Genomic DNA, 18,100 nt, shown 5'->3' on the forward strand with positions numbered 1-18,100 from the left:
CGGTGCCGAGGCCCACCCCCGGCCGCCGGCCGCTTCCACCGGGCGCCACAGTGGCCGGTGAGACCACGCTACGACCGCACCGGTCCGGGCGGAAGAGGCTCAGGAGCCGGCGTGCCGCAGGACGTCCCCGGCGAGCCGGCCGAGGACCACCCGGTGCGGGACGAGCATCCCCCACCAGTAGGCGTGGCCTGCCGCCCCGGCGGGCCGGAACACCGTCGTCTGGCGGTAGAGTAGCGTTGCTCCGGGGCCGGGATGGAGGCTGATGTCCAGCCAGGCCTCCCCCGGCATGCGCACCAGCGAGCGCAGCCGCAGCCGCCGCGGGGGCTCGAGGGCCTCGACCGTCCACCAGTCCAGGCGCTGCCCGACGGCCAGTCGCCGCGGGTCCTCCCGGTGGCGCAGCCGCGAGGGCGGCAGGTGCAGCCGGTTGGCCGCGGCGCGGGCGAACCACACCGGGTCGGTGCTGTACCAGCCGCGCTCCCCGCCCAGGCCCTCGACCACGGCCCACACGGCGTCCTGCCCGGCCGTGGTGGTGCGCTCGACGGTGTCGACGTAGAACCCGCGCGTCCGTGCCATGCGCTCATCCAAGCACGTGCGCCCCGGCCTCGTCGCGCGCCGAGCAGCGCACGCCCTCACCGCCGGGGTTCCTCCGGGGCGGGCAGGACCCCGAAGCGCACGAGGTGCGCCAGGAGCCCGTCGGTGGTCTCCAGCGCCCGGAACTCGTCCGGGGCGACCCAGCGGACGGCGTCGGCGTCGTCGCCCGCCCGCAGCGTGCCGCCGAGGTATGTCGCGGCGACGTCGTGCACCTCGTACACGACGTCCCGGCCGCCGGGAACCCGCACGACGCCGAGCTCGCGCTCCGCGCGCACCCGGGCGCCGGTCTCCTCGAAGGTCTCGCGGACGGCGGCCTGCTCGACCGTCTCGCGGGGCAGCACCGAGCCCCCCGGCACGGTCCACCGTCCGCGCTGGGGCTCCTTGCCCCTCCGGACCAGGAGGAACCGGCCGTCCGTCCCCACGACCACCGCTGCGGCGGCCAGCACGACGCGCATGCCCCGACGCTACCAAGGGCTCCGGCCCGCTCCCACCGTCCCCGCTCCCGGACGGATGCGGTGGACCGGGCCGCGCCCGGCCCTGGGAGCACCCCCGGCGGGCCGGACCCGTCCCGGGCCGATCGAGGAGGTGCCACCGTGGAGCGGTCCTCGTGGCGTTCCCGCGCCGCCTGCCGCCGGGGCGGCCGGTGCGCCGCCCCCGTCGCCGCAGCGGATCAGCGGATCAGCGGATCAGCGGATCAGAAGTGTCCGTCCCGCGCGTAGGGACGGGACCACAGACCGATCTGCAGGGTCACGGCCTTGAACCAGGCGTCGTGCATCCGGGCCACGTCGGCGGCGGACCGCCCGCTCTTCTCGAGGAAGGGCCTGATGGTGGCCGTGATCGGGTAGATGAACGCGATGAGGTAGCGCAGCGGGACGACGGGCGGGGCGTTGCGGGCACTGTCGGTCTCGTTCTTCCTGCTGGTGTGCCGCAGCGCGATCTCCTCCTGGTAGTCCAGCCACGCCTGGTCGTAGGGACGCCGGCACGTGTCCAGGATCCACTGGGCGAACCGTGCCCGCACCCGCGCGAGGTACTCGGCGTCCGGTTCGCCCGTGCGGGCGTCGGCGAAGTAGTGGAGGAGGTGGGGGTGGTCCCCCACGAATCCGTACCACACGTCGAGGACGTCGTCGGTCTGCCCCTCGAGGGCCTCACCCGCCATCCTCAGGTACTTCTCGTCCTCGTCGGTGAGGAGGACGGTCCGACGGAGCAGTCCGAGCTCCTCCGTCGTCACGGGCGACCGCGGGATCCTCGCGGATCCGTAGTCGTAGCCCGGGATGCCTTCCTGCGGTTGTGCACTCATCGCCGCTGCCTCGTCTCTGCCTCTCGGCCCCACGGCGGCCCTGCCGGGAGTGCCCAAAATAGTCGAGTCGGCGGGGGCGAGCACGGGATCGCCCCGTGCGAAGCAGGTGTTACGGGCGCGGCGGCGCCCCGTCCCCGGAACGGCCGACGGCGGGCCGGCCGCGGACCACCCGGACGGTCCGGGGATCCCGGTGCGGGAGTCCTAGTAGAGTGCGAGGCCCGCCCGTTGCGCCGCCACCCTCCGGAAGGAATGCCGTGACCGAGACCCCCCTGACCCGTCTGCACGACCCCGCCCGCAAGGGCTTCGCCAGTGACAACTACGCGGGGGTCCACCCCGAGGTGCTCCAGGCGCTGGGGACCGCCAACGAAGGGCATGTGGGCGCCTACGGCGCGGACCCCTACACCGAGGCCCTCCAGGACGTGGCCCGCCGCCACTTCGGGGAGCAGGCGGTCTGCTACCCCGTGTTCAACGGGACGGGAGCGAACGTCGTCGCCCTCTCCGCCATGACGGACCGGTGGGACGCGGCGATCTGCACGGCCACCGCCCACGCCCACGTCGACGAGTGCGGCGCTCCCGAGAAGGTCGGCGGCGTGAAGATGCTCCCTGTGCCCACGCCCGACGGCAAGCTCACGCCCGAGCTGATCGACCGCGAGGCCCACGGCTTCGGCTTCGAGCACCACGCCCAGCCGCGCGTCGTCACGCTGAGCCAGTCCACCGAGCTCGGCACCCTCTACACGCTGGAGGAACTGCGCGCGGTGTGCGAGCACGCGCACGGGCTGGGGCTGACCGTCCACCTCGACGGCGCGCGCCTCGCCAACGCGGCGGCGGCCCTCGACGTCTCGTTGCGCGAGCTGACGGTCGACGTCGGGGTGGACGTCCTCTCCTGGGGCGGGACCAAGAACGGGCTGATGGGGGCGGAGGCCGTCGTCGTGGTGAACCCCGACGCCGTGCGGCAGCCCCGGTTCGTGCGCAAGCTCTCGACGCAGCTGGCGTCCAAGATGCGCTTCGTCTCCGTGCAGCTGCTCGCCATGTACTCCGGGGACCTGTGGGTGACGGCCGCCCGGCGGGCCAACAGCATGGCGCAGCGGCTCTCCGACGGCCTCGCCGACGTGCCGGGGGTCCAGGTCACGCAGGCGCCGCAGGCCAACGCGGTCTTCGCCGTGCTGCCGGCGGACGTCACCGCCCGGATGCAGCAGCGCTACCCCTTCTACGTGTGGGAGGAGACCACCGGGGAGGTGCGCCTGATGTGCTCGTGGGACACGTCCCCGCGGGACGTCCACGGGTTCCTGGAGGCGCTGCGGGAGGAGTCCTCCCGCTGACGGGGGTGCGTCGTTGTGCATCCCCGGTTCCCGTGCTGATCCTGGGGCCGGGGTGCCCCTGCCGTGCCGTCCGGCCCCGTGACGGGGGCTCCCCCGGCCCGGAGGAGACGTGATGGCGGTGCACGACGGTGGAAGTCCGGAGCTGGACCAGTGGGCCCAGCGGTTGGCTCAGGCGCTGCAGATCCTGGATCTGCAGGGGGACACGCGGCAGATCGTCGCCGTGGCGGCGGGAGGAGGCGCCCCGGGCTTCCACCGGAACGGGTCAGGGGCCCACCAGGGCCCGCCACGTCCGCCGCAGGAACGCCACGAACCCCTTCTCGGCGACCGTGCGCTCCAGCCGGTCGATGCGCTCGGCCTGCTCGCGGGCGAGCGCGAGCAGCTCCCGGACGAGCAGCTCGGAGTCGTCCATCCGCCGGTGGAGCCGGCCGGCCTGGTCCTGCGCCTCCCGGCTCAGGTACAGCGGCAGACCGATGCCGTTCTCGGAGGTCCACTGCCTGAGGTGGCGCTCCCGCACCAGCAGGTCCTCCCGGCGCCGTGCCTCCGCCCGCGCGGGGGGCTCGTCGGGGAGCGCGCCCCGGAGGGCGAGCGGGCGCCCGTCGAGCAGGCCCGCGGTGAAGGTCTCGAGGAACCGGAGGAGGAACTCCCACTCCCCCGCCCCGGTCAGGGACTCGTCGTAGTCCCCGAGCACGCCGTGCACCGCCCGGCGGTAGAGGAACGAGCTGGGAGCGGTGGCGTCACCGCGCAGGAGGTCCGCGAGGGTGACGTCGCGCCGTCCGGGCCACAGCAGCTCCCGGTCGAGCTCCCGGATCCGGTCCTGCTCGACCTGCTCGTGCACGACCTCCGTGCGCACCAGCACCCCGTCGTCGGAGACCAGCGGGTTCTCGAGGTGGGACACGGCGCGCTGCAGGAACGTGGGGTGCCACTGGTCGTCGTCGTCGTGGAGGACGACCAGTTCCGAGTCGGCCGCCCGCAGCCCCCGGTTGGCGGCCGCCCAGGCTCCCAGGGGGCGGCGGTGGTGCAGCACGGTGACCCGGCCGGCGAGTGCCTCGCGGCGCTCCTCCACGAGCGCCGCCACCGCACCGGCGTCCCCGCCGTCGCCGACCACCACCAGCCTCCAGTCCGTGAACGTCTGGCCCAGCACGTCGTCGAGGGCGCGGCGCAGGAGCACGGGGCGGTCGTGGGTGCGCAGGACCACCGCCACGGTGGGGCGGGCCCCGGCCGCCTCGGGCACCGTGTACCGCCGCCGGAGGGCGCGGGCCACGGGAGCGCCCACCCCGCGCGGAGCGGCTCCGGGCGCGGGGACGTCGCCGGGGGCGCCGCTGCGGAGGGCGCGGGCGACGGCGTCCCACCACTGCGCGGCCGCGGCGCGGCGGGCCGGGGCGGCCGCGGCGAGGGCGGAGCGGACCGCCTCCCGGCGTCCGACCGTCTCCTCCGCCCACTGCTGGGCCGCGGCCCGCGTGTCCCAGGCGGCGTCGCCGGGGGTGAGCAGCGCGGCGAGGGGCACGGCGTGCTCCACGAGCCCCCACCCGCTCAGCGCCCCTTGCATGCGCTGCTCGGCATATGCACTGGTCGGGACGGGCAGGACGGCGGCTCCGCCCGCTGCGGCGAGGGCCGCCGCCCGGGGGCGGGTGGTCACGACGTAGTCGGCGGACGCCGTGCGGGCGACCACCTCGTCCGCGGTCCCGGCGGCGCGCTCCTCCCCCGGGCCGCGCCGCGGCGCGGTCAGCTGGGCGGCGACGCGGTCGTGGAAGGCCGGATCGGGCCCGGGGGGCCCCGCGGCCCCCGGCAGGAGCTCGACCGTTCCGCCCGTGCGGTGCACGAGGGCGTCGAGCAGCGCGGTGAGCACCGGGGCCGCCTCGTCGGGGGTGAACGGGCCCGCTGCGGGCGTGAGCGCCACGACGATGCGCGGCCGCCCCGCCCCCTCCGGTGCGCGTGCGGGATCCGGAGCGGGTTCCGGCGCAGGCCCCGGCACGGCGAGGAGGGCGGTGGCGTCGCTCCCGACGTGCAGGGCGGGGTGATCGGGGCACAATCGGCGGGCCACGGCGAGCGAAGCAGGGTCGCGCAGGCCCACGAAGGAGGCCGCCCCGAGCAGCTCCCGCACCCGCTCGGCCCGGGCACCGGCGCAGCCGGCGTCGAGGGCCAGGCCCGTGACGACCACCGGCCGGCCGGCCCGGGCGGCGGCGCCGGCGGCGTCGGCCCAGCGGGTGAGCGGCGCCCCGGCGAGGGGCTCGTCCGTCCCACCGCCCACGATCAGCACGGCCTCGGCCGCCCCGCTGCCCGCGGGCGGGGCCGGCTCCCCGGCGGTCGTCCGCACGCCCTCCGCCAAGGGTTTCTCGTCGGGCTCCCCGACCGCCTCGACGCCCCGCGCCGCCAGCTGCTCGAGCACGGCCCGTAGCTCGGCCTCGGCGACGACGTCGCGCGGCGCCCCGTCGAGCTCGGTCAGCACTGCTGCGCGCATGGGGGACGACCTCTCCTCGGACGATCCGGACGCCTCCATTGTCCTCTCCGCCGCGCGGTGGCCGCCCCGGCCCCGCACGGGCAACATTGCTCCCCGCGACGCCGTCGCGGACATGCTGACGCCGCAGGTCAGAGCGCGTTCCGTGTACGAAGTTGCAGGTCCGCACGGATCCGCCTTGCCCTTGCGCGTGCCGATCCTGGATCGTGGGAGGACACAGCGCACCATCCCCGCCGGCGGCACCCGCCCGGAGGACCAGTGCTCCGGGGTCGGCCCCTCCCGCCCGAGTATGCCCCCTCAGGCATATTCAGGGTGGGGGCGCATCGACCGCGGACCCCCGTCCACCGGCCGCCGGAGCAGGCCGGGCGCCCGGCCGGCCCGGGAGGCCCCGCCCTCATCGCGGGCGGAAGAGTCGAGGAGCCCCCACCACATGTTGAACGCCGCCGTCATCAGCCCCCAGCCCATGACCCGCATCGCGATGCAGCGGGAGTCCCTCGAGCACCCCGAGCACGGCGTGCGGATCGGGACCGTGGCGGGCACCGTCCCGGAGTTCCTGGAGCAGAACGCGGCGGACGTCGCCGTCGTGCTGCTGAGCATGAGCACCCTGGACGGGCGGACGCTGGCGCAGAACATCATGGAGCTCACCGCCCACGAGCACACGGTGGTGGTGCTGACCCCGCCCGGCGACGTGGTGCGGGTCCGCTCCGCCCTGGCGTTCGGTGCGAGCGGGGCCGTCGGCAAGTGGGAGCCGATCAGGATGGTCTTCCGGACCATGCGCCTGGCCCGGCAGCTGGGCCACTTCGTCAGCGACAGGCTGCAGACCGCCCTGGCGGAGCTGCCCAGCAAGGATCCCGCGAAGCTGTCCGCCCGGGAGCGCCAGGTGCTCGCGCTCTACGTCGACGGCATGCAGGAGCAGGAGGTGGCGGCCGAGCTGGAGATCGCCGAGTCCACGGTCGAGGAGCACCTCAAGCGCATCCGCCGCAAGTACGCGCTCGTGGAGCGCCCGGCCCGCACGAAGCTCGAGCTCTACAAGCGCGCCATCGAGGACGGGATCATCCCGCCCATCCTCCCCCTGTCCTGAGCACCGCCCCGGGCGCCACCGGAGCACCGCCGGCGGGCGTGCGGGCGCCCGTCGAAGAAGTCAGGCCGCCCCGAGCAGCCGCAGCACCGCCGCCGTGACCGCCCCGAGGGCCACCACGAGGAGGAACGGGGCGCGCAGCCACAGGGCGACCCCGGCCACGAGCAGGGCCCCCAGCCGGGCGTCCAGGACCAGGGCCTGTCCGGAGCCGAACGCGTTCATCACCACGAGGGCGGCCAGCAGGCCGACGGTCACCGTACCGGCCATCCGCCCGACGCGGGGGTCGTCCAGGACCCTGTCGGGCACGAGGTAGCCCACGAGCTTCAGAGCGTAGGCGAGCGCGCACGCGGCCAGGACCCAGAACCACAGGCTCATGCGCCCGCCCCCGTCCCGGCACCCACGGGGCCCGCCGCGGCGGGCCGGGGACCGCGGGTCCGGCCCAGCACGGCCGCCACCACGGCGGCCACGAGGATCGGCACCCCCGGCGGCAGCAGCGGGATGGTCAGGGCCGTCACGAGGGCGCACGCCACGGCGACCGCCACCGGCTCCCGGGCGCTCAGCCGCGGCCACAGCAGGCCCAGGAACGCGGCCACCGCGGCGCCGTCCAGGCCCCACCGCGCGGGGTCGCCCAGGGTGTTGCCGAGCAGGGCCCCCAGGACCGTGAACGCGTTCCACAGCACCCACACGCCCAGGCCCGCCGTCCAGAACCCCCGCCGCTCCTCGAGCGGATCGGTCTGGGAGGAGGCGGCGGCGTTCGACTCGTCGATGGTCACGTGCGCGGCCAGCAGCCGGCGCCACCCGCGCGGGCGCACCAGGGCGTTCATGCTCATGCCGTAGACGGCGTTGCGCACGCCGAGCATGGTCGCCGCGCCGAGGGCCGAGGCGCCGGCCCCGCCCCCGGAGAGCACGCCGATGAACGCGAACTGCGACCCGCCCGTGAACATCAGGGCGGACAGGGCCACGGTCTGCCAGATGGTGAGGCCGGCCGCCACCGACAGCGCCCCGAAGGAGATCCCGTACAGCCCGGTGGCCACGGACAGCGACAGCCCGATCCGCACCGCCGGCGAGGCCCGCCAGGGACCGGGGGTGCCACGGCTCACCCGGCGCTCCCCTCGGCCCCGGCGGGCGCGACCGGACGGCCCTGGGCGGCGTCGAGCGCGTCGAGGGCCTGGACGAGCGCCAGGTGGGCGAAGGACTGCGGGAAGTTGCCGGTGAGCCGCCGCTCCGCCGGGGAGTACTCGGTGGACAGCAGCCCGAGGTCGTTGGCCTTGGCCAGGACGAGGTCCACGAGCTTCTCGGCGCTGTCGGCCCGCCCGGAGCGCGCGTACTGGGCGGCGAGCCACAGGGAGGCGCCCAGGTGCGGGTTGTCCTGGGCCGTGAACCCGTCCACGCCGATCACCCCGGAGTACGCGTCCGGGTCCTCGGGGTGATCGGGGCCCAGGACGTTGCGGTAGCGGTGGATGAGCCCGCAGGGGTGGCGCAGCTCCTCCTCGATCCGCCGGACGGTCCCCAGCATCCGCTCGTCGTCGTAGGCCACGAAGCCCACCTGCGGCAGCTGCAGCAGGGAGGCGTCCACCGCCTTGGAGCCGTAGTACTGGACGAAGGAGCCGACCTCGGGGTCGTAGCCGGAGGTCCAGATCTCCTGGGCCAGGGCGTCGCGCAGCTGCTCCCACAGCGCGGCGTCGCCGGGCAGCCCGTGCACGCGCACGGCGTCGACGCCGGACTGCAGCGCCGCCCACATCAGCACCCGGGAGTGCGTGTAGTACTGCCGCTCGCCGCGCATCTCCCACAGGCCCTGGTCCTTGACCTCGTAGTGCTCGACGACGGAGCGCAGCATCGCCTGCTGCAGCGGCCAGGAGAGGTGGTCCTCCACGGCACCGCGCCGGCGCAGCTTCTCGAACACGACCATGACGTGGCCCACCGCGTCCGTCTGGTGCTGGCCCGCGGCGCCGTTGCCCTCGCGCACCGGGCGGGAGCGCTCGTAGCCGGGCAGGTCCAGCTGGTGCTCGCGCCCGCGGCGCTCCCCCGAGACCCCGTAGAGGTTCTGCAGGTCGTGCGGGTCGCCCGCGACGGCGCGCAGCAGCCAGTTGCGCAGCTGCGCGGCCTCCCGGTCGTGGCCGTGGTCGAGCATGACCTCGAGGGCCATCGCGGCGTCGCGCAGCCAGGAGAAGCGGTGGTCCCAGTTGCGCTCCCCGCCGACGACGTCCGGCAGGGACGTGGTGGGGGCGGCCACGAGCCCGCCGGTCTCCTGGTGCATGAGCGCCCGCACCACCAGCAGGGAGCGCCGGACGATGTCGGAGCGCTTCGCGACCGCGTGGCCGCGCACGGGCACGATGTGCACCCGCTCGCCCGCCGGACCGCCGGGCGGGGAGTACAGGCCGGACCACTCCTGCCACAGCTCGACGGTGCGGGTGAGCTGCTCGTTGACGTCGATGGGCGCGGGCGGCGGGCGGTGGGACGGGAAGTGCGTCAGGACGAAGTCCCGGGCCTGGCCGGCCGAGACGGTGAACGTCCCGCGGTGGCGGCGCTCGGCGTCGTCGTCCGTGGCCTCGGGCAGGGGCTCACCCCGCAGGACGACGGCGTCCGGCCCGGCCATGCCCACGAGCACGGGCGGGACGGGCTCCCCCTCCCCCGGGTCCTCCTCGCCCTCGAAGCGGCTCACCCAGGGCACCACGGCGCCGTAGTCGAAGCGGATCCGCAGCTCCTGGTACATCTCGACCTCGCCCGTGAGGCCCTCGACGCGGCGGACCACGTCGGTGCGGGAGGTCAGGGGCATGAAGTCGGTCACGCGCACGGAACCGGCGTCCGTGACCCAGACCGTCTGCAGCACGAAGGTGTTCTCGACGTAGAACCGCTCGGCGACCTGGGCCCCGCCGTCGTCGTCCTCGAGGAGCTCGCCGTCCGCGCCCTCCCGGACGGTGCACGCGGGGGCGAGCAGCCACCGGCCGTGGTCGGCCTCGCCGAGCAGGGCGCCGAAGACCGAGGGCGAGTCGAACCGGGGAGCGCAGAACCAGTCGACCGACCCGGTGCGGGAGACCAGCGGACCGGTGCGCATGTTCGAGAGCAGGGCGTAGTCCTCGATCAGTGAAGCCATGCCTCCAGATTCCCACACTCCGCAGGGACCGCCGGACGGACCGGCGGCTGGGCGGGCGCCGCGTCCTTCCCCGTCGCACGCCCGGGGGATCCGCGCGCGGAGCCCTCGTGACCGGCTCCCCGGCCCGCAGCCCCCGCGGCGTCCCCCTCCGCCGGAGGGCACTTGAAGGATACCCCGGAGGGGTATAAGCTGGAGGCCGACGACCCAGGAGGACGCATGAGCCAGACCCTTCCGCCGCACGGCTACACCCAGGACAAGGACGCCTACCTGAAGCGGCTGCGCCGCATCGAGGGCCAGGTCCGCGGCATCCACCGGATGGTCGAGGAGGACAAGTACTGCATCGACATCCTCACCCAGATCTCCGCGATCCAGTCCGCGCTCAAGGCCGTGAGCCTGGGGCTGCTCGACGAGCACCTGAGCCACTGCGTCGTGGGCGCCGTCGAGGCCGCCCGGGAGTCCGGGGACGCGGCCCGCGTCGACGACAAGCTCCAGGAGGCGTCCGCGGCCATCGCGCGCCTGCTGAAGAGCTGACCCCGGCGGCACGCCCCGCGCCGGAGCACCGAAGAACCCCACCCCAGAGGAGAGCACCGTGCAGACCACCGTCAACGTTTCCGGGATGACCTGCGGCCACTGCGTCATGTCCGTCACCGAGGAGCTGAGCGAGCTGGCCGGCGTCGAGTCCGTCGACGTCGAGCTCGTCGCGGGAGGCGTCTCCCCCGTCACCGTGACCTCCTCGCGCGAGCTGGGCGACGACGAGATCGAGGAGGCCGTCAAGGAAGCGGGGTACTCCGTTGTCTGAGGCCGGCACCCGCGCCCCCGTCCCCACCGAGGCCGCCGGACCGCTGCGCACCCTCGAGCTCGGCATCACGGGCATGACGTGCTCCTCGTGCGTGAGCCGCGTCGAGCGCAAGCTGGGCAAGCTCGACGGCGTCGACGCCTCCGTGAACCTCGCCCTGGAGTCGGCGACCGTCCGGGTGCCCGAGGGGGTGAGCGACGAGGAGATCGTCCGGACCGTCGAGAACGCCGGCTACGGGGCCGTCCTCAGGGCCGCGCCCCGCCCCGGGGGCGCCCAGGGCGGCGACGGCGCGCCCGCGGGCAGCTCCGACGCCATGACGAAGGTCGCCGGGCGCGAGGCGTCGTCGCTGCGCTCCCCCGCGTCGCTGCGCCGGCGCCTGGTCTGGGCCGCCCTCCTCTCCGTCCCGGTGCTGCTGATCTCCATGGTCCCGGGACTGCAGTTCCCCCACTGGGCCTGGGCGGCCGCGCTGCTCTCGCTGCCGGTCGTCACCTGGGCGGCCTGGCCGTTCCACCGCTCGGCGGCCGTCAACGCCCGGCACCTGACCTCCACCATGGACACCCTCGTCTCCCTGGGCGTGTCCGCCGCCTACCTGTTCTCGCTGTGGAACCTGCTGCGGGACCCCGGCATGACGGGCGACGCCGTGCCCGGCCACGCCATGGCGATGGGCGAGCACCCGCTCTACTTCGAGACCGGGGCGCTGGTCACGGCGTTCCTGCTGCTCGGGCGCTGGCTGGAGGCCCGGGCGACGGCGAAGTCCGGCGAGGCGCTGCGCGCGCTGCTGGAGCTCGGCGCGAAGGACGCCGTGGTCCTGCGCGACGGCGAGGAGACGCGGATCCCGGCCGAGCGGCTGCAGCCCGGCGACGTCGTCGTCGTGCGCCCGGGCGAGAAGATCGCCACCGACGGGGTGGTCCTCGAGGGCCGCTCCGCCGTGGACGCCTCCCTGCTGACCGGGGAGTCCGTGCCCGTCGAGGTGGGCCCCGGCGACACCGTCACGGGCGCCACCATCAACACCGACGGACGCCTGCTGGTCGAGGCCACCCGTGTGGGCGCGGACACCACCCTGGCCCAGATGGGCCGGATGGTCGCGCAGGCCCAGACGAGCAAGGCCCCCGTGGCCCGCCTCGCCGACCGGATCTCCGGGGTCTTCGTCCCCGTGGTCCTGGCCGTCGCGCTGCTCACCCTGGCCGGCTGGCTCGTGGCGACGGGGGACGTCGACGCGTCCTTCGTGGCCGCCGTCTCCGTGCTGGTCATCGCCTGCCCCTGCGCCCTCGGCCTGGCCACGCCCACGGCCCTGCTCACCGGCACCGGCCGCGGCGCCCAGCTGGGCATCCTCATCAAGGGCGCCGAGGTGCTCGAGGACACCCGCACCGTGGACACCGTGGTGCTCGACAAGACCGGCACCGTCACCAGCGGGCAGCTCGCCGTGACCTCGGTGACGCCCGTGTCCACGTACTCGAAGGACCAGGTCCTGGACCTCGCGGCCTCCGTGGAGCAGCACTCCGAGCACCCGATCGCCCGGGCGATCGCCGCCGCGACCCCGCACCGCTTCGCGGCCACCGGCTTCGCCTCGGCGCCCGGCGGCGGCGTGCGCGCCAACGTGGCGGACGGGATGCGCTCCCGCTCGATCGTCGTCGGCCGCACCACCTGGCTGGAGCGGAACGGCGTGCGCCTGGACGAGCTCCAGCGCGAGGCCCTGCGCCGCGCCCAGGAGGGCGGGGTCACCACGGTCCTCGTGGCCGTGGACGGGGCGCTCGCCGGGTTCGTGGACCTGCGGGACACGGTCAAGGGAGGCTCCCGCGCCGCGGTCGAGGAGCTCAGGCGGCTGGGCCTGCGCCCGATGTTGCTGACCGGGGACAATGAGGCCGTGGCCCGGGCCGTGGCCGAGGAGGCCGGCATCCCCGCCGGGGACGTCGTCGCCGACGTCAGCCCGGAGGGCAAGGTCGCGGTCGTGCGCGACCTGCAGGACGACGGGCACGTGGTGGCCATGGTCGGCGACGGCGTCAACGACGCCGCGGCCCTCGCCCGGGCCGACCTGGGGATCGCCATGGGCTCCGGCACGGACGCGGCCATCGAGGCCGCGGACATCACGGTCGTGCGCGACGACCTCCGGTCCGTCCCGACGGCGATCGCGCTGTCCCGCCGGACCCTGGCCGTCATCAAGTCGAACCTGTTCTGGGCGTTCGCCTACAACGTGGTGGCCATCCCCGTGGCCGCCGCGGGTCTGCTCAACCCCGTGATCGCGGGCGCGGCGATGGCGTTCAGCTCCGTGTTCGTGGTGCTGAACTCGCTGCGGCTGCGCGGTTTCGGCCGCTGAGCCCGTCCGGGGACCCGGCGCACGGCAGCGGCCCGGGAGGGATTCGAGGTCCCTGCCGGGCCGCTGCCGCGGCGGAGCGCGGTGGTCCGCTCAGGCGTCGGTGCTGCCGGGATTGGCCAGGATGTCGTCGCGCTGCTCCAGCACGGGCAGCTCGGACTTGCTCATCTCCTGCGGCGACTGGGTGCTGGAGTCCTCCGGTCCCGCCTCGGCCTGGTTCTCCACGAGGCGCCGGTCGACCTCCTCCTGGAACGCGTCGGAGTCCATGGCCTCCGCGCCCTGCCACTCGTTGCCGGTGCCCCGCTCCTGGTCCGCCCCGGAGGGGTCGGCGCCGTCGTCGGTCGGTGGGGTGGACTGGTTGCTCATGCTGGCTCCCGCCATCGGGTCTCGAGCAGGGCGCGGTCCGCTCCTGCTGCTTCAGGTGCAGTTCAATCTACCGAGGCCCCGGGGAGCGGCCAAGGACGCCGGCGGCCGGGGCGCTCCGCCGCTCAGGCGTTGGCGCCGCCGGGGGTGACCGGGGCGTCGTCCTGGTCCTCCGGGCGGGGCTGCGTGGTCCCGCCCTCGTCCTGCCCGTCGCGCTGCTGCCCGAGGCGCTGGTCGACGACGTGCTGGAGGCCCTCGGTCCCCGTGCCCTCGGGCTGGCCGGCGGAGTCGACGGGCGGGGTGGACTGGTTGCTCATGCTGGCTCCCGTTCTCCGGTCCCGCGCGGGGCGCGGTCCGCTCCTGCTGCTTCGGACGGGTTCCAATCTAGTGAGCCGGGGCCCCGCTGCCAAGCATGCTGTGCGTCGGCCGGCGGGCGGGCCGGGTCAGGCGCGCGGCGCGGTGGGCCCGTCGTCGCCGGGGCGCTCGGAGCCCTCCGCGGAGCGGCGGCCCAGGAGGTCCTCCCCCTCGGTGTCCGGGCGGAGCCGCTGGCCGAACTGCGCCTCGTCGGTGCGCTGGGCGGCGGCCTCGCGCTCCCGCTTGGCGCGCGCCTCGGCGTAGAGCTTCGCGGAGGAGCGGTTCACGCCGGTGCCCTGCCCGAGGTGCGCCTCGTTGGGCTTCTCGACGATCATGAGGGTCGCGCTGACCACCACGGCGACGATGAACACGATGCCGGCGGCGACGAAGGCGAGGTCCAGGCGCAGGGCGTTGTCGGTGCCGCCGCTCGCGAAGATCGCCACGGCGACGAACGCGACCGCGGCCAGCACGGCGGAGAGCATGAGCGGTCCCTTGACGTCGGCCCGGGAGCCCTTGCGCTGTGCCACTCGTCCTCCTGTGTGGTGTTCCTGCGGGCGCTCGCCGGCGGGGTAGCCCCCGGCGTGCGGTAGCCCAGTCTACGCCGTCCCCGCGGGGGCCCGTCCCTGCCGGTCCTCGTGCCGGAGGGTCAGCGCGGCCAGCAGGTGGGCCACCCCGATGACGACGGCCGCTCCGCCCACGACCCCGAACAGCGCCTTGGCGCCGAGGTCCACCACGAGCACGAGCCCGGTCGCGGCGAGCACCGTGACGAGCCCGGCGATGGTCCAGTCGCGGCCCAGGGGGAAGCCGGTGCGGAACTTCAGGCCCAGGGCCAGCTCCGTGAGCCCGGCGACGCCCATGATCAGCGCGGCGTAGAGCACGAGACCGCTCGCGGTGTCCCCGCCGAGGACCGTGAGAATCCCGCCCACCGCGTACAGCACGCCGTAGGACTGCGGGACCTGCCGGCTGGGTCCCATGTCGACGTGGTCGTTGCCGTTGAGCCGCAGCTGCAGGAAGACGCTCGCCGCGCCGGTCAGCAGCAGGTACAGCCCCACCCCCCACGCCACCACGGCGAGCGAGGGCTGCTGCCAGAAGATGGTCACGGCGCCGAAGGCCAGGGCCACGAGCGCGCGCAGCAGCGTGGGCGCGAACAGGTCACGGTGGATGCCGGTGCTCGGGTCGGGGATCACGGTGCGCCTTTCGGGAGGGGAGCCGGTCGGGCCGGAGGACAGTCTAGCGAGCCGCTCCGACGGACGGCCGGGCGGGCCCGGCGAGCACGCGGGCCAGGACGGCGAGGGCGTCGGGCAGCGCGTCGGCCCCCCGGGCCGCCCCGGTGGCCCCGAAGCCGACGACGACGCCGCGGCGCCCGCCGCGGGCGGCCTCCGCCCAGTAGGAGCCCAGCGCCGCGACCCGCACCCCCGCCGCGGCGGCGCGGGCGACCACGTCCTGCTCCTCGAGCGGGACCTCGCCGGTGAACTCGAGCACCGCGTGCAGCCCGCCGTCCATGGGCACCGCCCGGATCCCGGGCACGCCGGTGAGCGCGGTGGTGAGCAGGTCCCGGCGGCGCCGGTACTCGCGCCGCATCCGGGCGGTGTGCCGGCGCAGCCCGCCGCCGGCGAGGAAGCGCGCCATCGCGTCCTGGACCACCGCGGAGGCGGGGTTGCCGAGGTCGGTGCGCAGGTGCAGCAGCTCGTCCCGCAGGGCCGGCGGGGCCAGCAGGTAGCCCACGCCCAGCCCCGGGGCGAGGACCTTGGTGAACGAGCCCAGGGTGGCCACGTGCCCGCCGGCGCCGAGCAGCCGCCCGGGCGCCGGGGCCTCCGCGGCGGCGCCGGGAGCCCGGTCGAGGGAGGCCAGGGCCGGCAGGGGCTCGCCCACGTAGCGCAGCTCGGAGTCGTAGTCGTCCTCCACGACCAGGGCGTCGTGGGCGCGGGCCCACCCGAGCAGCTCGAGCCGCCGGGCCGCGGGCATCGACGCGCCCAGCGGGTACTGGTGGCTCGGGGTCACGACGACCGCGTCCGGGGCCCGCTCGACCTCCCAGGCACCGCCCCGGGACCAGGCGCCGGCGGGCAGGCGGGCGGGGTCGAGGCCGTGGTCGTCGATGGGCACGGGCAGCACCTCGTGGCCGAGCCGCTCCGGGACCCGGCGCAGCGAGGGGTAGCCCGGGTCCTCGACGGCGACGCGCAGGGGCCGGCCGGCGTGGCCCTGCAGCACGGCGAGCAGCAGCTGGAGGCCGTCGCGGGCGCCGGTCGTGACGAAGAGCTCGCCGGGGTCCCGGACCACGCCCCGCATCAGCCGCAGGTGCTCGGCAATCTGCTCGCGCAGCGCCTCGGAGCCCTGGGGCGGGGGCGGCGCGGCTCCCGCGGCCGCCGCGGCGGCGTCCCGCCAGGCGGCGCGCCACGGCGGGGTGGCCAGGCGGGCCGTGTCGGGCCGTCCCGGGGTGAGGTCGATCATCGGCCGCCCCCGCGCCGGGCGCCGCGGCACCGCCGGCGGGGCGGGCTCCGGGCGGGCGGCGGGGGACCCGGCCCCCGGGCGGGCGAGGTCGGGGTGGACGACCGTGGCCCCGTTGGTCGCGTGCAGGTATCCCTCGCCGTGCAGCTGGTCGTAGGCGGCGACCACGGAGCCGCGCGAGATCCCCAGCCGCGCGGCGAGCCCGCGGGTCGAGGGCAGGGGGTCGCCCGGGCGCAGGGTGCCGGAGACCACGAGGCCTCGCAGCTGCTGGACGAGCTGGGCGGGCAGCGGCGCAGGGTCGTCGCGGTCGACGTGCACGGGCAGCTCGACGTCGTGGGGATGGCGCAAGGGCTTCCTCCTTCCGGACAGAAGTGGTCCATTGAATTCTACCTTTGGTGGACCTGGGAATGGACCACTTTCGGCCCGAGGATGGAGTCCATGACCGATCTGCAGACCTCCCCTGCCCAGACCACCGCCGCCACCCCGCTCACGGGCTCCCCGCTCGTCAAGCGCGGCCTCGCCGACATGCTCAAGGGCGGCGTCATCATGGACGTCGTGACCGCCGAGCAGGCCCGCATCGCCGAGGACTCCGGCGCCGTCGCCGTCATGGCCCTCGAGCGCGTGCCCGCCGACATCCGCGCCCAGGGGGGCGTGGCCCGCATGTCCGACCCCGACCTCATCGAGGGCATCCAGGCCGCCGTCTCGATCCCCGTCATGGCGAAGGTGCGGATCGGCCACTTCGTGGAGGCCCAGGTGCTCGAGCACCTGGAGGTCGACTACATCGACGAGTCCGAGGTCCTCTCCCCCGCCGACTACGTCAACCACATCGACAAGCAGCACTTCACCGTCCCATTCGTGTGCGGGGCCACCAACCTGGGCGAGGCCCTGCGCCGGATCGCCGAGGGCGCCGCCATGATCCGCTCCAAGGGCGAGGCCGGCACCGGTGACGTCTCCGAGGCGACCAAGCACATCCGCACCATCCGCGGGCAGATCGCCGAGCTCCAGGCCATCCACAAGGTGTCCCCGGACGCCCTCTACGTGAAGGCCAAGGAGCTCGCGGCGCCCTACGACATCGTGCTCGAGGTCGCCCGGACCGGGAAGCTGCCGGTCGTGCTGTTCACCGCCGGCGGCGTGGCCACCCCGGCGGACGCCGCCATGATGATGCAGCTCGGCGCCGACGGCGTGTTCGTGGGCTCCGGGATCTTCAAGTCCGGCAACCCCGCCGCCCGCGCGCAGGCCATCGTCAAGGCCACCGCCTTCTACGACGACCCCGAGAAGATCGCCGAGGCCTCCCGCGGGCTCGGCGAGGCCATGGTCGGGATCAACGTGGGCGACCTCCCCGCGCCGCACCGGCTCGCGGAGCGCGGCTGGTGAGCTCCGCTCCGCGCGTCGGGGTGCTCGCCCTGCAGGGAGGGGTCGCCGAGCACGCGGCCATGCTGCGGGAGCTCGGCGCCGAGCCGGTGCTCGTGCGCACTCCGGAGCAGCTCGCCGGGCTGGACGCGCTCGTCCTGCCCGGCGGGGAGTCCTCGACCGTGGACCGGCTGCTGAGGCTGTTCGGGCTGCGGGAGCCGCTGCGGGAGGCGGTGCTCGGCGGCCTGCCCACCCTGGGCACGTGCGCGGGGCTGATCCTGCTGTCCGGGGGGATCGAGGACCCCGCCCCCGGCCAGCAGACCCTCGAGGTCCTCGACGTGACGGTCGCCCGCAACGCGTTCGGCGCCCAGACGGCCTCCGAGGAGGCCGAGCTCGCCTGGGGCGGCGAGGGGGCCCCCGTGCGCGCGGCGTTCATCCGGGCCCCCGTGGTGACCCGCGTCGGGGACGGGGTCGAGGTCCTGGCCCGGCACCGCGGCGAGGTGGTCGCGGTGGCGCGGGACCACGTCCTCGGGATCTCGTTCCACCCCGAGCTCACCGGGGAGACGGCGGTGCACGAGCACCTGCTCGCCCTGGTGGCGGCGCGGCGGGCGGCCCCCGCCGCGCCGTGAGCGCACCCCGGGGACCCG

At 75.4% G+C, this 18,100-nt stretch carries 19 protein-coding genes; 7 read left to right on the forward strand and 12 right to left on the reverse strand.

The window, feature by feature from the left end; genetic code table 11:
* Positions 1–99: 99 nt before the first annotated feature.
* From M3185_RS06120 to M3185_RS06130, 3 genes are all read right to left on the reverse strand, one after another.
* Complete coding sequence (locus M3185_RS06120; protein WP_251332784.1) at positions 100–573, reverse strand: DUF2867 domain-containing protein; 474 nt, start codon at positions 571–573, stop codon at positions 100–102.
* A gap of 56 nt (positions 574–629) precedes the next feature.
* Entirely contained in the window at positions 630–1,046 is a 417-nt protein-coding gene (locus M3185_RS06125) for an NUDIX hydrolase (protein WP_251332785.1), read from the reverse strand.
* A 239-nt stretch (positions 1,047–1,285) separates the two neighbouring features.
* Positions 1,286–1,888 (reverse strand): protoglobin domain-containing protein, encoded by a 603-nt coding sequence (locus M3185_RS06130; RefSeq protein WP_251332786.1) that lies wholly within the window; start codon positions 1,886–1,888, stop codon positions 1,286–1,288.
* A gap of 254 nt (positions 1,889–2,142) precedes the next feature.
* Between M3185_RS06130 and M3185_RS06135 the strand changes: the two genes are divergently transcribed.
* A complete protein-coding gene (locus tag M3185_RS06135) occupies positions 2,143–3,207 on the forward strand; it encodes a threonine aldolase family protein (RefSeq protein ID WP_251332787.1) in 1,065 nt (354 codons plus the stop codon).
* A 262-nt stretch (positions 3,208–3,469) separates the two neighbouring features.
* On the opposite strand, the gene M3185_RS06140 is transcribed toward M3185_RS06135, so the two are convergent.
* Positions 3,470–5,665 carry a glycosyltransferase gene (locus tag M3185_RS06140; RefSeq protein WP_251332788.1) on the reverse strand — a complete coding sequence of 732 codons (2,196 nt, stop codon included), beginning with the start codon at positions 5,663–5,665 and terminating at the stop codon, positions 3,470–3,472.
* Positions 5,666–6,092: 427 nt separating this feature from the next.
* On the opposite strand from M3185_RS06140, the gene M3185_RS06145 reads away from it, so the two are divergent.
* Complete coding sequence (locus M3185_RS06145) at positions 6,093–6,743, forward strand: helix-turn-helix transcriptional regulator (protein WP_251332789.1); 651 nt, start codon at positions 6,093–6,095, stop codon at positions 6,741–6,743.
* Positions 6,744–6,803: 60 nt separating this feature from the next.
* Here the strand turns inward: M3185_RS06145 and M3185_RS06150 are convergent, their stop codons facing one another.
* From M3185_RS06150 to M3185_RS06160, 3 genes are read right to left on the reverse strand one after another with little or no spacing between them, the layout of a single operon-like run.
* Positions 6,804–7,115 (reverse strand): AzlD domain-containing protein, encoded by a 312-nt coding sequence (locus tag M3185_RS06150; protein ID WP_251332790.1) that lies wholly within the window; start codon positions 7,113–7,115, stop codon positions 6,804–6,806.
* Positions 7,112–7,840, reverse strand: a complete 729-nt coding sequence (locus tag M3185_RS06155; RefSeq protein ID WP_251332791.1) for an AzlC family ABC transporter permease — start codon at positions 7,838–7,840, stop codon at positions 7,112–7,114. Before M3185_RS06155 ends, M3185_RS06150 begins: the two co-directional genes overlap by 4 nt.
* A complete protein-coding gene (locus tag M3185_RS06160) occupies positions 7,837–9,852 on the reverse strand; it encodes a glycoside hydrolase family 15 protein (RefSeq protein ID WP_308222177.1) in 2,016 nt (671 codons plus the stop codon). The genes M3185_RS06155 and M3185_RS06160 overlap by 4 nt, the downstream gene beginning before the upstream one ends.
* Positions 9,853–10,050: 198 nt before the next feature.
* Here M3185_RS06160 and M3185_RS06165 point away from each other — a divergent pair, with 198 nt between their 5' ends.
* From M3185_RS06165 to M3185_RS06175, 3 genes are all read left to right on the forward strand, one after another.
* Positions 10,051–10,365 (forward strand): metal-sensitive transcriptional regulator, encoded by a 315-nt coding sequence (locus tag M3185_RS06165; RefSeq protein WP_251332793.1) that lies wholly within the window; start codon positions 10,051–10,053, stop codon positions 10,363–10,365.
* Positions 10,366–10,423: 58 nt separating this feature from the next.
* Positions 10,424–10,633 carry a heavy-metal-associated domain-containing protein gene (locus M3185_RS06170; protein WP_308222178.1) on the forward strand — a complete coding sequence of 70 codons (210 nt, stop codon included), beginning with the start codon at positions 10,424–10,426 and terminating at the stop codon, positions 10,631–10,633.
* A 73-nt stretch (positions 10,634–10,706) separates the two neighbouring features.
* Positions 10,707–12,944: a heavy metal translocating P-type ATPase gene (locus tag M3185_RS06175; RefSeq protein WP_251332863.1), complete on the forward strand. Its 2,238-nt coding sequence runs from the start codon at positions 10,707–10,709 to the stop codon at positions 12,942–12,944.
* 90 nt (positions 12,945–13,034) lie between these two features.
* Here M3185_RS06175 and M3185_RS06180 read toward each other — a convergent pair whose 3' ends face one another.
* The 5 genes from M3185_RS06180 to pdxR form a co-directional block, all read right to left on the reverse strand.
* Positions 13,035–13,307 carry a hypothetical protein gene (locus tag M3185_RS06180; RefSeq protein ID WP_251332794.1) on the reverse strand — a complete coding sequence of 91 codons (273 nt, stop codon included), beginning with the start codon at positions 13,305–13,307 and terminating at the stop codon, positions 13,035–13,037.
* Positions 13,308–13,429: 122 nt separating this feature from the next.
* The gene (locus M3185_RS06185) at positions 13,430–13,621 is read right to left on the reverse strand and encodes a hypothetical protein (RefSeq protein WP_251332795.1); all 192 of its coding nucleotides are present in this window, start codon (positions 13,619–13,621) and stop codon (positions 13,430–13,432) included.
* 126 nt (positions 13,622–13,747) lie between these two features.
* On the reverse strand, positions 13,748–14,185 hold the full coding sequence (locus M3185_RS06190) for a hypothetical protein (protein WP_251332796.1): 438 nt from the start codon (positions 14,183–14,185) through the stop codon (positions 13,748–13,750).
* Positions 14,186–14,254: 69 nt separating this feature from the next.
* Complete coding sequence (locus M3185_RS06195) at positions 14,255–14,845, reverse strand: DUF308 domain-containing protein (protein WP_251332797.1); 591 nt, start codon at positions 14,843–14,845, stop codon at positions 14,255–14,257.
* A gap of 43 nt (positions 14,846–14,888) precedes the next feature.
* The gene (pdxR, locus tag M3185_RS06200; RefSeq protein ID WP_251332798.1) at positions 14,889–16,451 is read right to left on the reverse strand and encodes a MocR-like pyridoxine biosynthesis transcription factor PdxR; all 1,563 of its coding nucleotides are present in this window, start codon (positions 16,449–16,451) and stop codon (positions 14,889–14,891) included.
* Positions 16,452–16,541: 90 nt separating this feature from the next.
* On the opposite strand from pdxR, the gene pdxS reads away from it, so the two are divergent.
* Both pdxS and pdxT read left to right on the forward strand, forming a co-directional pair.
* A complete protein-coding gene (gene pdxS / locus M3185_RS06205) occupies positions 16,542–17,477 on the forward strand; it encodes a pyridoxal 5'-phosphate synthase lyase subunit PdxS (protein WP_251332799.1) in 936 nt (311 codons plus the stop codon).
* On the forward strand, positions 17,474–18,082 hold the full coding sequence (gene pdxT / locus M3185_RS06210) for a pyridoxal 5'-phosphate synthase glutaminase subunit PdxT (RefSeq protein WP_251332800.1): 609 nt from the start codon (positions 17,474–17,476) through the stop codon (positions 18,080–18,082). The genes pdxS and pdxT overlap by 4 nt, the downstream gene beginning before the upstream one ends.
* Positions 18,083–18,100: the final 18 nt, after the last annotated feature.

Origin of the sequence: Kocuria rosea, assembly GCF_023715525.1 — a bacterium.
Lineage (GTDB): Bacteria > Actinomycetota > Actinomycetes > Actinomycetales > Micrococcaceae > Kocuria > Kocuria rosea_A.

Excerpts from the sequence above, each read along its gene's own strand:
- M3185_RS06165 (WP_251332793.1), top strand. The coding sequence starts at position 10,051 with ATGAGCCAGACCCTTCCGCCGCACGGCTACACCCAGGACAAGGACGCC.
- M3185_RS06125 (WP_251332785.1), bottom strand. The coding sequence starts at position 1,046 with ATGCGCGTCGTGCTGGCCGCCGCAGCGGTGGTCGTGGGGACGGACGGC.
- M3185_RS06130 (WP_251332786.1), bottom strand. The coding sequence starts at position 1,888 with ATGAGTGCACAACCGCAGGAAGGCATCCCGGGCTACGACTACGGATCC.
- M3185_RS06180 (WP_251332794.1), bottom strand. The coding sequence starts at position 13,307 with ATGAGCAACCAGTCCACCCCACCGACCGACGACGGCGCCGACCCCTCC.
- M3185_RS06175 (WP_251332863.1), top strand. The coding sequence starts at position 10,707 with ATGACGTGCTCCTCGTGCGTGAGCCGCGTCGAGCGCAAGCTGGGCAAG.
- M3185_RS06140 (WP_251332788.1), bottom strand. The coding sequence starts at position 5,665 with ATGCGCGCAGCAGTGCTGACCGAGCTCGACGGGGCGCCGCGCGACGTC.
- M3185_RS06185 (WP_251332795.1), bottom strand. The coding sequence starts at position 13,621 with ATGAGCAACCAGTCCACCCCGCCCGTCGACTCCGCCGGCCAGCCCGAG.
- M3185_RS06120 (WP_251332784.1), bottom strand. The coding sequence starts at position 573 with ATGGCACGGACGCGCGGGTTCTACGTCGACACCGTCGAGCGCACCACC.
- M3185_RS06145 (WP_251332789.1), top strand. The coding sequence starts at position 6,093 with ATGTTGAACGCCGCCGTCATCAGCCCCCAGCCCATGACCCGCATCGCG.
- pdxS (WP_251332799.1), top strand. The coding sequence starts at position 16,542 with ATGACCGATCTGCAGACCTCCCCTGCCCAGACCACCGCCGCCACCCCG.
- M3185_RS06150 (WP_251332790.1), bottom strand. The coding sequence starts at position 7,115 with ATGAGCCTGTGGTTCTGGGTCCTGGCCGCGTGCGCGCTCGCCTACGCT.